Annotated in this window: 14 protein-coding genes; 3 read left to right on the top strand and 11 right to left on the bottom strand. The window is 70.8% G+C overall.

The genetic code is table 11. The features are described from left to right. Positions 1-92: 92 nt before the first annotated feature. The 7 genes from truB to rimP form a co-directional block, all read right to left on the bottom strand. Positions 93-992: a tRNA pseudouridine(55) synthase TruB gene (gene truB, locus AC067Z_RS32730; RefSeq protein ID WP_478793281.1), complete on the bottom strand. Its 900-nt coding sequence runs from the start codon at positions 990-992 to the stop codon at positions 93-95. Next, positions 989-1432, bottom strand: a complete 444-nt coding sequence (rbfA, locus tag AC067Z_RS32725) for a 30S ribosome-binding factor RbfA (RefSeq protein WP_478793280.1) — start codon at positions 1430-1432, stop codon at positions 989-991. The genes truB and rbfA overlap by 4 nt, the downstream gene beginning before the upstream one ends. A 37-nt stretch (positions 1433-1469) precedes the next feature. After that, positions 1470-1763 carry a DUF503 domain-containing protein gene (locus tag AC067Z_RS32720; RefSeq protein ID WP_468706352.1) on the bottom strand — a complete coding sequence of 98 codons (294 nt, stop codon included), beginning with the start codon at positions 1761-1763 and terminating at the stop codon, positions 1470-1472. 239 nt (positions 1764-2002) lie between these two features. Further along, positions 2003-5065, bottom strand: a complete 3063-nt coding sequence (gene infB / locus AC067Z_RS32715; protein WP_478793279.1) for a translation initiation factor IF-2 — start codon at positions 5063-5065, stop codon at positions 2003-2005. A gap of 148 nt (positions 5066-5213) precedes the next feature. After that, positions 5214-5492 carry a YlxR family protein gene (locus AC067Z_RS32710; protein WP_478793278.1) on the bottom strand — a complete coding sequence of 93 codons (279 nt, stop codon included), beginning with the start codon at positions 5490-5492 and terminating at the stop codon, positions 5214-5216. A 119-nt stretch (positions 5493-5611) separates the two neighbouring features. Beyond that, entirely contained in the window at positions 5612-6607 is a 996-nt protein-coding gene (gene nusA, locus AC067Z_RS32705) for a transcription termination factor NusA (RefSeq protein ID WP_478793277.1), read from the bottom strand. A gap of 2 nt (positions 6608-6609) precedes the next feature. Continuing rightward, positions 6610-7125, bottom strand: a complete 516-nt coding sequence (gene rimP / locus AC067Z_RS32700) for a ribosome maturation factor RimP (RefSeq protein WP_478793276.1) — start codon at positions 7123-7125, stop codon at positions 6610-6612. Positions 7126-7278: 153 nt separating this feature from the next. Here rimP and AC067Z_RS32695 point away from each other — a divergent pair, with 153 nt between their 5' ends. From AC067Z_RS32695 to AC067Z_RS32685, 3 genes are read left to right on the top strand one after another with little or no spacing between them, the layout of a single operon-like run. Continuing rightward, entirely contained in the window at positions 7279-7812 is a 534-nt protein-coding gene (locus tag AC067Z_RS32695) for a hypothetical protein (protein WP_478793275.1), read from the top strand. After that, on the top strand, positions 7812-8243 hold the full coding sequence (locus AC067Z_RS32690) for a ferritin-like domain-containing protein (protein WP_478793274.1): 432 nt from the start codon (positions 7812-7814) through the stop codon (positions 8241-8243). The genes AC067Z_RS32695 and AC067Z_RS32690 overlap by 1 nt, the downstream gene beginning before the upstream one ends. A gap of 23 nt (positions 8244-8266) precedes the next feature. Beyond that, the gene (locus AC067Z_RS32685) at positions 8267-9139 is read left to right on the top strand and encodes an aminoglycoside phosphotransferase family protein (protein ID WP_478793273.1); all 873 of its coding nucleotides are present in this window, start codon (positions 8267-8269) and stop codon (positions 9137-9139) included. Between the two features lie 99 nt (positions 9140-9238). Here AC067Z_RS32685 and AC067Z_RS32680 read toward each other — a convergent pair whose 3' ends face one another. The 4 genes from AC067Z_RS32680 to ispG form a co-directional block, all read right to left on the bottom strand. Beyond that, a complete protein-coding gene (locus AC067Z_RS32680; RefSeq protein WP_478793272.1) occupies positions 9239-10933 on the bottom strand; it encodes a proline--tRNA ligase in 1695 nt (564 codons plus the stop codon). 65 nt (positions 10934-10998) lie between these two features. Continuing rightward, positions 10999-11568: a GNAT family N-acetyltransferase gene (locus AC067Z_RS32675; protein WP_478793271.1), complete on the bottom strand. Its 570-nt coding sequence runs from the start codon at positions 11566-11568 to the stop codon at positions 10999-11001. Between the two features lie 61 nt (positions 11569-11629). Continuing rightward, positions 11630-12490 carry a GNAT family N-acetyltransferase gene (locus AC067Z_RS32670; protein ID WP_478793270.1) on the bottom strand — a complete coding sequence of 287 codons (861 nt, stop codon included), beginning with the start codon at positions 12488-12490 and terminating at the stop codon, positions 11630-11632. A gap of 124 nt (positions 12491-12614) precedes the next feature. Then, positions 12615-13772, bottom strand: a complete 1158-nt coding sequence (ispG, locus tag AC067Z_RS32665; RefSeq protein ID WP_478793269.1) for a flavodoxin-dependent (E)-4-hydroxy-3-methylbut-2-enyl-diphosphate synthase — start codon at positions 13770-13772, stop codon at positions 12615-12617. Positions 13773-13862: the final 90 nt, after the last annotated feature.

Raw genomic sequence — 13862 nt, 5'->3', positions numbered from 1 at the left:
CAGAGTCCTGTGGGGGAAGCGAGGGGGATCGCGGCACGGGCAGCGCTGCTGCCCGTGCCGCGAGGCGTCCCTGTAGCGGCGGAAGCGCCGGGTCAGCCGAAGACGGCGAGGCTCTTGGCCTTGCCCTTCTGCTCCTCGACGAGCGCGAGGAAGCGTCCGTCGGGCCCGAATACCGCGACCGGGGACCTGTCCTGCGCGGGCATGTCCAGCCGCACACCGTTGGTGAGCAGCTTCGCCTGCCGGGCGTCGACGTCCCAGCGCGGGAAGGCCGCGGCCGCCGCGTCGGCGATCGGCATCACGGTCAGTTCCTGCTGGAGCTGGTCCAGGGTCTTCGCCGCGTCGAGTCCGTACGGCCCGACCCGGGTGCGCCGCAGCGCCGTGAGATGACCGCCGACGCCGAGGCCGGCGCCCAGGTCACGAGCGAGCGCCCGGATGTAGGTGCCGGACGAACAGACCACGGAGACGACGAGGTCGACGACGGGCAGCCCGTCCTCGGTGGTCGCCTCCCGCACGTCGTAGACCTGGAAGGAGGAGACGGTCACCGGGCGGGCCGGGATGTCGAACTCCTCGCCGCCGCGCACCCGTGCGTAGGACCGCTTGCCGTCGATCTTGATGGCGCTGACCTTGGACGGCACCTGCATGATGTCGCCGGTCAGCTCGGCCACGCCGGCGTCGATCGCCTCCCTGGTGACCCCGGAGGCGTCGGTGGAGGAGGTCACGTCGCCCTCGGCGTCGTCGGTGACCGTGTTCTGCCCGAGCCTGATGGTGCCCAGGTACTCCTTCTCGGTCAGCGCGAGGTGACCGAGAAGCTTGGTCGCCTTCTCCACGCCGAGCACGAGCACGCCGGTGGCCATGGGGTCGAGCGTCCCCGCGTGCCCCACGCGGCGGGTCCTGGCGATCCCGCGCATCTTGGCGACGACGTCGTGCGAAGTGAAGCCCGACGGCTTGTCGACGATGACAAGGCCGTCGGGCGGTGTGGTGCGCTGTGTCATTCCGAGGCTTCGTCCTCGTCTTCGGGCTTGCGGTACGGGTCCGCGTCGCCGGCGTACGCGGCACCCGAGGACGCCTCGCGCACCTTGGCGTCCGAGGCGCGCGCCTTGTCGAGGAGGTCCTCGATCGTCTTGGCGTTCTCGGGCAGCGCGTCGGCCACGAAGGTGAGGGTCGGCGTGAACTTGGTGCCCGCCGCCGCGCCGACCGCCGAGCGCAGGATTCCCTTGGCGCTCTGCAGGCCCGCCGCCGCACTGGCCCGGTCCTCGTCGTCGCCGTAGACCGTGTAGAAGACCGTGGCCTCCCGCAGGTCACCGGTGACGCGGGTGTCCGTGATGGTCACGTGCGTACCCAGGCGAGGGTCCTTGATGCCGCGCTGCAGCTTCTCGGCGACCACCTCCCGGATGAGGTCTGCCAGTTTCTTCGCCCGCGCGTTGTCGGCCACTGGTCCTTCTCCCTTTTTCCTGCTGTGCCTTGCTCATTCAGTCTTCGTCAGTGTGGAGCCTGCGTCTCACCGACAGCAGTTCCACTTCGGGCCGGGCTGCGACGAGGCGCTCGCACCGGTCCAGTACGTCTGTGAGGTGCCCCGTGTCCCCGGACACCACCGCGAGGCCGATCTCGGCCCGCCGGTGGAGGTCCTGACCGCCCACCTCGGCCACGCTCACCGCGTATTTGCGCTGGAGCTCGGCAACGATCGGACGGACCACGGAGCGTTTCTCCTTCAGCGACCGTACGTCGCCGAGGAGCAGATCGAAGGACAGTGTCCCCACATACATGTGTGTCCGGATATCCCGCCGGTCCGGGTTTGTCGTGCCGTCGTCCTCGGGGGTGGTCGCCCCCTGTCCGGCACGGTCCGGGGCCCCTGCGGCTGCTTGGCAGGGACATCCAAACCGTACACGCAACGGCCGGGGCCGATCGACGGAAATACTTCCGCCGACCGGCCCCGGACGCTCCCGCCCGTCGCCCGACCACCACCCCTGGTGGACCGTGCTACGCACGGGCTGTGCCTGTCGCGTCAGCCGCGCGGCTTCTCGCGCATCTCGTACGTCGCGATGACGTCGTCGATCTTGATGTCGTTGAAGTTTCCGAGGTTGATACCGCCCTCGAAGCCTTCGCGGATCTCGGTGACGTCGTCCTTGAAGCGGCGCAGACCCTCGATGTTGAGGCTTTCCGCGATGACCTTGCCGTCGCGGATGAGCCGGGCCTTGGTGTTGCGCTTGACCTCGCCGGAGCGGATGAGAACACCCGCGATGTTGCCCAGCTTGGACGAGCGGAAGACCTCGCGGATCTCCGCCGTGCCGAGCTCGACCTCTTCGTACTCCGGCTTGAGCATGCCCTTGAGGGCCGCCTCGATCTCCTCGATGGCCTGGTAGATCACCGAGTAGTACCGGACGTCGACGCCCTCGCGCTCCGCCATCTGCGAGGCACGGCCGGCCGCGCGGACGTTGAAGCCGATGACGATGGCGTCGGAGCCCATCGCCAGGTCGATGTCCGACTCGGTGACCGCACCCACGCCGCGGTGCAGCACGCGGATGTCGACCTCTTCGCCGACGTCGAGCTGGAGCAGCGAGGACTCGAGAGCCTCCACCGAACCGGACGCGTCGCCCTTGATGATGAGGTTGAGCTGCTGGACCTCGCCGGCCTTGAGCACCTTGTCGAGGTCCTCGAGGGACACCCGGCGGGTGCGCTTGGCGAACGCGGCGTTGCGCTCACGGGCGGCACGCTTCTCGGCGATCTGACGGGCCGTACGGTCCTCGTCGACGACCAGGAAGTTGTCGCCGGCGCCCGGGACGTTGGTGAGACCGAGCACGAGGACGGGGGTCGAGGGACCCGCCACCTCCACGTTCTCGCCCTTGTCGTCGAGCATCGCGCGGACACGGCCGTACGCGTCACCGGCGACCATCGTGTCACCGACACGCAGCGTGCCGCGCTGGACCAGGACGGTCGCGACGGCGCCGCGGCCCTTGTCCAGGTGGGCCTCGATCGCAATACCCTGCGCGTCCTGCTCCGGGTTGGCCCGCAGGTCGAGCGAGGCGTCCGCGGTGAGGACCACGGCCTCCAGCAGGGAGTCGATGTTCAGACCCTGCTTGGCGGAGATGTCGACGAACATGGTGTCGCCGCCGTACTCCTCGGCCACCAGACCGAACTCGGTGAGCTGGCCGCGCACCTTGGTCGGGTCGGCACCCTCGACGTCGATCTTGTTGACCGCGACCACGATCGGCACCTCGGCCGCCTTGGCGTGGTTCAGCGCCTCGATCGTCTGGGGCATCACGCCGTCGTTGGCCGCCACCACGAGGATCGCGATGTCGGTCGACTTCGCACCACGGGCACGCATGGCGGTGAACGCCTCGTGACCCGGGGTGTCGATGAAGGTGATGGCGCGCTCTTCGCCGTTGACCTCGGTCGCGACCTGGTAGGCACCGATGTGCTGGGTGATGCCACCGGCCTCGCCCGCGACGACGTTCGTCTTGCGGATCGCGTCGAGAAGTCGGGTCTTACCGTGGTCGACGTGACCCATGACGGTCACCACCGGCGGACGCGAGACCAGGGCCTCGTCGCCGCCCTCGTCCTCGCCGAACTCGATGTCGAAGGACTCGAGAAGCTCGCGGTCCTCCTCCTCCGGGCTGACGATCTGGACGGTGTAGTTCATCTCCTCGGCCAGCATGACCAGCGTGTCGTCGGAGACGGACTGGGTCGCGGTGACCATCTCGCCGAGGTTCATCATGACCGCGACGAGCGACGCCGGGTTGGCGTTGATCTTCTCCGCGAAGTCGGTGAGCGACGCACCGCGCGACAGGCGAATGGCTTCGCCGTTGCCGCGAGGCAGCATCACGCCGCCGACCGACGGGGCCTGCATGGCCTCGTACTCCTGGCGCCTCTGCCGCTTCGACTTACGGCCACGACGGGCCGGGCCGCCGGGACGACCGAAGGCGCCCTGCGTGCCACCACGGCCACCGGGACCACCGGGACGACCACCGAAGCCGGGACGACCGCCGAAGCCGCCGCCACCGCCACCGGGGCCACCGCCGCCGGGACGACCGGCGAAGCCGCCGCCGCCACCGGGACGACCGCCGCCGCCACCGCCGCCGGGACGACCGGCGAAGCCGCCGCCGCCACCGGGACGACCGGCACCGCCGGGACGACCGGCACCGCCGGGACCGCGACCGCCGCCGCCACCACCGGGACCGCCACCAGGACGGGGACCGGCAGCAGGACGCTGCGGCATCATGCCGGGGTTGGGACGGTTGCCACCGGGGGCACCGCCCGGACGCGGGGCCTGCGGACGGGGCATGCCGCCCGGGGTCGGACGGGCACCGCCCTGACCCTGCGGACGAGGTGCACCACCGGGACCGCCCTGCGGACGCGGGGCGCCCGGGGCGGAACCGCCACCGGGACGCGGAGCGCCGCCCGGACGGGGCGCCTGCGGGCGCGCCATGCCGGTGGAGCCGCCGGAGGTGAAGGGATTGTTGCCCGGACGGGGACCGGCCGGACGGCCACCGGGGCGCGGAGCGCCCTGGCCGCCGGCGGGACGCGCCGGACGTTCGCCGCCGCGGCCGCCGTCACGCTGACCGCCGGCCGGGGCCGGACGGGCGGGGCGGGGACCGGGGGTGGCACCCGAGCGCGGGGCCTGCGGTGCGCTGGGCTGAGCCGGGGCCGGAGCCGAGAACTCGGCCGCGGGCACCGGAGCCGCCGGGGCGGGCTTGGCCGGTGCGGGCTTGGGACCCGGAGTCGGGCGCGGGCCCGGAGCCGCCGGGGCCGCGGAGGGGGTGCTGCTCGCCGGGGCCGGCTTGGGGGCCGGGGCACCGGGCTTGGGGGCAGCAGGACGTGCCGCGGCGGCCGGGGAGGGCGCTGCGGGCTTGGAGGGCGTCGCCTTGCGAGGCGCGCCGGGCTTGGCAGAGGACTTGCCGGCGCCACCGCCGGGACCCTGCAAAGCATCAGTCAATTTGCGTACAACCGGCGCCTCGATCGTCGAGGACGCCGAACGGACGAATTCACCGAGTTCTTGGAGCTTGGCCATGACGACCTTGCTCTCCACGCCGAACTCCTTGGCGAGTTCGTATACCCGGACCTTAGCCACTTCGCTCCTTTTAGGTCCGGGTTACCGCCGGACCGTCGCTACTTCATGGGCGTACTCATCGCGTACTCATCGAGTGCTCATCGCAATCTCGACCTACTTCCAACTCGCGAGGTACCTGACCGCACGGTGTTCCGTGCCGTACTTCTTCCTACGGTGCTGCCTGCTCGACATGCCGCCTGATTCCGGCGGTCTCGAGCGGTCCCTGGACCCTGAAGGCCCTCGGGAACGCCCGGCGGCGAACCGCCAGGTCGAGACAGACCAAGGCGGGGTGCACGTAAGCACCCCGGCCGGGCAGCGTACCGCGATCATCGGGGACGCACTCGCCCTCGATCACCACGATGCGCAGCAGATCGCTCTTGGCCGCTCGCTCCCGGCATCCCACACAGGTTCGCTCAGGGCACACGCGGGCATGCGTCCGGCCAGACACGCTTAAGTCTACCTCCCCGCACCGACCTCACCCCTTTGGGGCAAAAATCGAACGGTTGTTGTCCTGATCCTGGTGAGACCCCGCCGTATGTGCAACGGGATTCCGGGGCGGCCGATTCCTCAGCCCTGGTCGGAGCCCTGCTCCGTGTCGGGCCGGATGTCGATGCGCCAGCCGGTGAGACGGGCGGCGAGGCGGGCGTTCTGGCCCTCCTTGCCGATCGCCAGCGACAGCTGGTAGTCCGGAACGGTGACGCGCGCGGACCGGGCGCCGAGGTCCACGACCTCGACCTTGCTGACGCGGGCGGGCGAGAGGGCGTTGGCGACCATCTCCGCCGGATCGTCCGACCAGTCCACGATGTCGATCTTCTCGCCGTGCAGCTCGGCCATGACGTTGCGCACACGGCCACCCATCGGGCCGATACAGGCGCCCTTGGCGTTCAGTCCGGAACGGGTCGAGCGGACGGCGATCTTGGTGCGGTGACCGGCCTCGCGGGCGATCGCGGCGATCTCGACGCTTCCGTCGGCGATCTCCGGAACCTCCAGCGCGAACAGCTTCTTCACCAGGTTCGGGTGGGTGCGCGAGAGGGTCACGGACGGGCCACGCACACCCTTGGCCACGCGCACCACATAGGTGCGCAGCCGCAGGCCGTGCGTGTACTCCTCGCCGGGGACCTGCTCCTGCACCGGCAGGATCGCCTCGAGCTTGTCGTCCAGCTTCACCAGGACGTTCTTCGGGTCCTTGCCCTGCTGGACCATGCCGGCGACGACATCGCCCTCGCGGCGGGCGTACTCGCCGAACGTGACGTCGTTCTCCGCGTCACGCAGTCGCTGCTGGATGACCTGGCGGGCGGTGGTGGCGGCGATCCGGCCGAAGTCCGACGGGGTGTCGTCGAACTCCTTGGGCTCCTGGCCCTCCTCCAGATCGGCCGGGTCCTCCTTGGCCCACACGGTCACATGACCCGTGTCGCGGCTCAGCACCACACGGGCGTGCCGACGGCTGCCCTCGGTGCGGTGGTACGCGATGAGGAGGGCCGACTCGATGGCCTCGACCAGCAGGTCGAAGGCGATCTCCTTCTCCTGCGCCAAGCCCTTCAGCAGCTTCACGTCAATGTCCACGGCTACGCCTCCTCTTCCTTCTGGTCCTTCTCGCCCTGCTTGTCCTTGCGGTTGAACTCGATCTCGACGCGCGCCTTGGCGATGTCGTCGAAAGCGACCCGGCGGGCGGTGGGCTTGCGCCCCTTCACGCCCGGGACCTCGAGATCGAGTCCTTCGTCGTCCACGGTGAGGATGCGGGCCACCAGTTCGCCGTCCTCGCGCAGCTGCAGCTTCACCAGGCGGCCGGTGGCGCGCACGTAGTGGCGGTGCTGGGTCAGCGGGCGGTCGGCGCCGGGGGAGCTGACTTCGAGGACGTACTCGCCCTCGCCCATCGCATCCGTCTCGTCGAGCTTCTCCGAGATAGTGCGGCTCAGCTCCGCGCACGCGTCCAGTTCCACGCCGTCGTCGGAGTCCACGGTGATCCTCAGCATGCGGCGTCTGCCGGCCCGGGAGACCTCGATCTCCTCCAGATCCAGGTCGGCGGCGCTGACGAGCGGTTCCAGCAGCCCGCGCAGCCTGTCGCTCTGGGTGGTGCTCATCCGGGTGACTCCTCGGCCGCGTGTGCTGTTGTGGGATCGTCGCGTGTCGAAGGAAAGGGTATCCGGTCCGGGAGGGTGTTGCCGTCCACCGCCGCAGGACCCGCGGGTACGCTCGCCTGCGGCGATGATCACCAAGAGGTCCGAGGAGCACACGTGGGGCGCACGGGGACAACACGAAGACGTGCGCTGGTGGCGGCGGGGGCCGCCGCGGCCGCCGCGTTGACGGGCTGTTCGAACGGAACGCCCGCGGGACACCGCCCCGCAGGGACGTCCACCGATCCGGCGCGGGCCGAGCGGGCGCTGCGCAGCCGGCTCGCCGCCAGGAGTTCCGCGCTGCTGGCCGAGTATGACGCCGCCGTCGCCCGGCATCCCGCTCTCGCCGACAGGCTCACACCCCTTCGGGGGGCGGTCGCGGAGCATGTCACGGCGCTGTCGGGCAAGAAGCCCGCGCCGGCTGCGCCCTCGGCGTCCCCGACGGCCTCAGCGAGCCCTTCCGCGATCGCCGGCGGGCCGGTCCCGGACGACCCGGCGGCCGCGCTGAAGGCGCTCGCCGCCGCCGAACGCCGTACCTCCGACGGGCACGCCGCCGCCCTGCTCGACGCCGATCCCGAACTGGCCCGGCTGCTGGCCTCGGTCGCCGCCGCCGGGGCGGCACACGCGTACCTTCTGTCGAAGGGGGACGCGTGATGAGCGCGGTGGACGCGGTCCAGGCCGCACTCGCGGCCGAGCACGCCGCCGTCTACGGGTACGGGGTGGTGGGTGCCCGCATCGGCGACGACCGCGAACAGGAAGCGGCCGCCGCGCACGCGGCCCACCGCGCACGCCGGGACGCGCTCGTGCGCACCGTCCGCGACCTGGGCGCCGAGCCGGTCGCGGCGGCGGCCGCGTACGCCCTGCCGTTCGAGATCACCGACGCCCCGGCGGCTGTGCGGCTCGCCGCACACCTGGAGGACCGGGTGGCAGGCGTCTGCTCCGACCTCGTGCGGGCGACGGAGGGTCCGCTGCGGCGCGAGGCGGCCGTGGCGCTGCGCGAGGCGGCGGTCCGTGCGGTGCGTTGGCGGGGCAGCGGCGTAGCCTTTCCTGGGCTCGCCGAGCGGGCCGTCGGCCGTAACGGCTGAATCGGAAAGGGAACACACGACGTATGGCTTTCGAACCGCCGCAGCGGCTGGTCCGGGCACTCGGTGAGAACGACCGGTGGCTCGGGGAACTGCCCAACGCCGTCCAGGAGGCGGTTGACCGGCGGAAGCTGGACGTCGAGCGGGTGGTGGCGCCGGGCGGCCGGAGCAGTCTCGTCCTCCTCGTACGGCAGGCCGACGGCGTCCAGGCCGCACTGAAACTCGCGCCGCCCGCCGCGGCGCCCGCCCTGGAACGGGCGGCGCTGGCGCACTGGAACGGCTGGGGCGCGGTACAGCTCCTGGATGCCGACGTCGACGGGCCGGCCGGGCTGCTGCTGGAGCGGCTGCACCTGGAGGTCTCGCTGCGCTCGCTGCCGGAGGCGAAGGCGCTGCTGGAGGCCGCCGGAACGGTACGGCGACTGTGGGTGGAGCCGCCCGCGGACCATGCCTTCGAGACAGTGGCGGAACGTACGGCACGCCAGGCGGAAGCCATGCGGGCCTTCGACGAGCCACTGGTCCCCGCGGCGCTCGACGCACGCGAGGAGCTGGTGGCCGCGTCGCCCGAACTCCTGCTGCTGCACGGCAACTTCCGCCAGGGCAAGGTACTCGCGGCCGACCGTGTGCCATGGCTCGCGGTCGGCCCGGAACCGCTGGTCGGCGAACGCGCCTACGATCTGGCGCGGTTGGTGCGCGACCGGGTCGAGGACCTGGTCGCCGCCTCGGCGGGCGCGTCGTCGGCCCGCCGCCGGGTCAACAAACTGGCGGACTCGCTCGAGGTGGACCGGGAGCGGCTGCGGGGCTGGACACTGTTCCGCGCGGTGGAGTCGGGCACGAGGGCGGTGGCGGAAGGGCGGCGCGCGGAGGGCGAACTGGCGCTGGAATTCGCGAGTTGGTTGTAGGACGGTCGGCGGAGCCCCGAACGCCGGACGGGCCGGATCTCGTGGTGCGAGATCCGGCCCGTCCTGCGTTCGGGGCCCCCCGCCAAGTGCGGGAACGCGCTACGCGCGCAGGCGGGCCACCGCCTCCGACACCGTGAGCTCCTCGCGCTCGCCCGTCCGGCGGTCCTTCAGCTCCACCACGCCCTCGCCGGAGCGGCGGCCGGCCACCAGGATCTTCGGGACACCGATGAGCTCCGCGTCCGTGAACTTCACGCCCGGCGACACTCCCGCCCGGTCGTCGACCAGTACCCGCAGGCCCGCCGCGGCGAGCTGTTCGGCGACGTCGAGGGCCAGCTCGGTCTGGAGCGCCTTGCCCGCGGCGACGACGTGCACGTCCGCGGGGGCGATCTCCGCGGGCCAGCACAGGCCCTGCTCGTCCGCCGTCTGCTCGGCGAGCGCGGCGACGGCACGGGAGACGCCGATGCCGTAGGAGCCCATCGTCACGCGGACCGGCTTGCCGTTCTGGCCCAGCACGTCGAGCTGGAAGGCGTCGGCGTACTTGCGGCCCAGCTGGAAGATGTGGCCGATCTCGATCGCGCGGTCCAGCTTCAGGCCGGTGGCGCACTTCGGGCAGGGATCGCCCTCCTCGACCACGACGACGTCGAGGTAGTCGTCGACCTGGAAGTCACGGCCGGCGACGACGTTCTTCGCGTGCTTGCCCTCCTTGTTGGCACCGGTGATCCAGGCGGTGCCGGGCGCCACGCGCGGGTCGGCGATGTAGCGGACCTTCTCCAGGCCCTGCGGGCCGACGTAGCCGCGGACCAGGTCCGGGCGGCCCACGAAGTCCTCGGCGGTGACCAGTTCCACGGTCGCGGGCGCCAGGTGGTCGCCGAGCTTGCCGAGGTCGACCTCACGGTCGCCGGGCACGCCCACCGCGACGATCTCGCCGTCGACCTTGACCAGGAGGTTCTTCAGGGTCGCGGACGCCGGGACGCCCAGGTGCTCGGCGAGCGTCTCGATGGTGGGGGTGTCGGGGGTGTCCAGCTCCTCGACGGCGCCGTGGGTGGCGTCCTCGACCGGGGCGAGGGCGAAGGTGACGGCCTCGGTGTTGGCCGCGTAGTCGCAGGAGGGGCAGTAGACGAACGTGTCCTCGCCGGCCGCAGCGGGCGCGAGGAACTCCTCGGACGCCGAGCCGCCCATGGCTCCCGACACCGCGGAGACGATCTTGTGCTGCAGGCCGAGGCGCTCGAAGATCCGGACGTACGCCTCGCGGTGCAGGGCGTACGACTCGCCGAGACCCTCGTCGCTGGTGTCGAAGGAGTACGAGTCCTTCATCAGGAACTCGCGGCCGCGCAGGATGCCCGAACGGGGACGCGCCTCGTCGCGGTACTTCGACTGGATCTGGTAGAGGATCACCGGCAGGTCCTTGTAGGACGTGCACTGGTCCTTGACGAGCAGGGTGAAGATCTCCTCGTGCGTCGGGCCGAGGAGGTAGTCCGCGCCCTTGCGGTCCTTGAGGCGGAACAGCTCGGGGCCGTACTCCTCCCAGCGCCCGGTGGCCTCGTACGGCTCCTTGGGCAGCACGGCCGGCAGCAGCACCTCCTGGGCGCCGATCGCGTCCATCTCCTCGCGTACGACGCGGGTGACGTTCTCCAGGACGCGCTTGCCGAGCGGCAGCCAGGACCAGATGCCGGCGGCGTTGCGGCGAACGTAACCGGCACGGACGAGGAGCTTGTGGCTGAGCGTCTCGGCGTCCGCCGGGTCGTCGCGCAGTGTCTTGACCATCAGACGGGACATGCGCTGGACCTGGGCCATGGTGAACTCCTGCTCGGAACGTGTGATGTGCAGGAGGTTAGCCGGGTGGCACCGGCAGGCGGAAATCAGTTGCCGCGCAGCAGGGGCAGTGCGGCGCCCATCACCGCGTAAGGACTCGGCGCGCTCGGGAACAGGACGCGGCGGGCCAGGTCCTGGTAGCCGAGTCGGCGGTAGAGCCCGCGGGCAGGGCTCTCGATGTCGATGGCGGACAGGATGGAGCGCGGCTGGTCGGCGGCGTCCGTGATCGTGGTGATCAGTTCGCGGCCGACGCCCCGGCCCTGGTAGGCGGGGTGGACGTGCAGTTCGGTGATGACGAACGAGTCGTCGAGCCACCCGTCGCTGCCGTTGCCGCGCAGATACGGTTCCACGACGGTGGACCACCAGTGGCTGCGGTCGTTGGGCATTCCGTAGACGAATCCGACGAGGCGGCCGTCCCCGGTGGTGGCTCCGAGCGCACACGCGCCCGGGTTCGTCAGATGCCGCAGCACGATGTAGCGGCGGATGTCGATCTCTTCGTCGCTGAGTCCGAAGGCGAGGGCCTGGACGGCGAGCGCCTCGTCGACCCGGTCGGCCAGGGCGAGCGGTCCGATGAGGACGTCGCGGGCCTCAGACGTGTGCCCGGGATCTGCTGCCATGACGGAACCCTACTGGTCGGCGGGCGCGGCCAGAACACTGCGCCGGGATCCTTCGCTGCCGTCAGAACAGCACGCTCATGAACGCCCCGACCTCGCGGAATCCGACCCGGCGGTAGGAGGCTCTGGCTGCCGTGTTGTAGTCGTTGACGTACAGGCTGACGATCGGCGAGACGTCCGCGAGCGCATAGCGCAGGACCGCTGCCATGCCGGTCTCGGACAGTCCGCGGCCGCGGTATTCGGGGGCGACCCAGACGCCCTGGATCTGGCAGGCCTTGGCCGTCGCCGCGCCGATCTCGGCCTTGAAGACGACCTTGCCGTCCTCGATGCGCGCGAACGACCGTCCCGCGCCGACCAGTTCGGCGACACGGGCCTGATAGAGCAGTCCGCCGTCACCGGCCATGGGGGAGACGCCGACCTCTTCGGTGAACATCGACACGCACGCCGGCATGATCACGTCCATCTCGTCCTTGCGGATGCGGCGGACGAACGGATCGGGCTCGATGTCGTCGGGGACCTTCTCGGTGACCATGAGCGGCTGGTGCGCACGGACGTCCCTGGCCGGTCCCCAGCTCGGTTCGAGCAGCCGCCACAGGGCCGTGGCCGACTCCACGGGACCGACGATGGACGAGCAGCGGCGGCCGGCCCTGCGGGCCCGGTCGGCGAAGGCGCGTACGGCTTCGGGGGTGGCACAGACCGGGACCAGATTGGCACCGGAGTAGCACAGGGAACGCAGTCGGCCGTCGGCGTACCAGCCCCACATCTCGCCGCCGAGGCGCCAGGGGTCGAGGCCCGCGACCTGGACCCGTGCGGTGACGAAAGCATTCGTCACAGGCTCGCTCTCGAGGATGGCGAGCGCTGCGCCGAGTTCGCCGGGGTCGAGGACCCGGGTGGTGGTCTGCGTCAACACGAGGGGCCTCACCATACGGTTTGCTGATCCTGGCACTTTACCTGCCGGGCAGGTGCCGTGCCGATTCCGTGAATGCCGAAAGACCCCGGCCGGTGGGCGACGGGGTCTTCGGGGGAACGGTCGGGCAGAGGACGAGTGGTCAGGCGCCGATGGAGACCTGGGGTTCGCCGGAGGCGATGCCGTCCTTCTCCATCTGCTCGGCGATCTTCATGGCCTCGTCGATCAAGGTCTCGACGATCTTCGACTCGGGCACCGTCTTGATGACCTCGCCCTTCACGAAGATCTGGCCCTTGCCGTTGCCGGAGGCGACACCGAGGTCCGCCTCGCGTGCCTCGCCCGGGCCGTTGACGACGCAGCCCATGACGGCGACGCGCAGCGGGACCTCCATGCCCTCCAGACCGGCGGACACCTCGTCGGCCAGCTTGTAGACATCGACCTGCGCCCGGCCGCACGAGGGGCACGAGACGATCTCCAGCCGGCGCTGACGCAGATTCAGCGACTCCAGGATCTGGATGCCGACCTTGACCTCCTCCGCCGGCGGCGCGGACAGCGAGACGCGGATCGTGTCGCCGATGCCCTCGGCGAGCAGCGCGCCGAAGGCCACCGCGGACTTGATGGTGCCCTGGAAGGCAGGACCGGCCTCGGTGACACCCAGGTGCAGCGGGTAGTCGCTCTGGGCGGCGAGCTGGCGGTAGGCGTTCACCATCACGACCGGGTCGTTGTGCTTCACCGAGATCTTGATGTCCCGGAAGCCGTGCTCCTCGAAGAGGGACGCCTCCCACAGCGCGGATTCCACCAGGGCCTCGGGGGTGGCCTTGCCGTACTTCTCCAGCAGGCGACGGTCCAGCGAGCCCGCGTTGACGCCGATCCGGATCGGGGTGCCCGCCTCCCCCGCCGCCTTCGCGATCTCCTTGACCTTGTCGTCGAACTGCTTGATGTTGCCCGGGTTGACCCGGACCGCCGCGCAGCCCGCGTCGATCGCGGCGAAGACGTACTTCGGCTGGAAGTGGATGTCGGCGATCACGGGGATCTGCGACTTCTTGGCGATGGTGGCCAGTGCGTCCGCGTCGTCCTGGGTGGGGCAGGCCACCCGGACGATCTGGCAGCCGGACGCGGTGAGCTCCGCGATCTGCTGGAGCGTCGCACCGATGTCCGAGGTCCTGGTCGTGGTCATCGACTGCACCGAGACCGGTGCGTCCCCGCCGACCGCAACGGAACCCACCTGAATCTTCCGGCTGACCCTCCGGTCGGCGAGCTTCGTCGGAACGGACGGAATTCCGAGAGAAATTGCAGTCATCTGCTGTGCAACCCCAAGGTATGGATCGAGGTCCCGAGATCGGCGGGCTCCAGGACCCGAGATTACGGCACTGGAGTTCGGCCGGGCACA

Source organism: Streptomyces sp. NPDC043812 (assembly GCF_056436245.1).
Note: the sequence above shows the minus strand (reverse complement) of the source record. Positions and strands in the feature narration are given on the sequence as shown.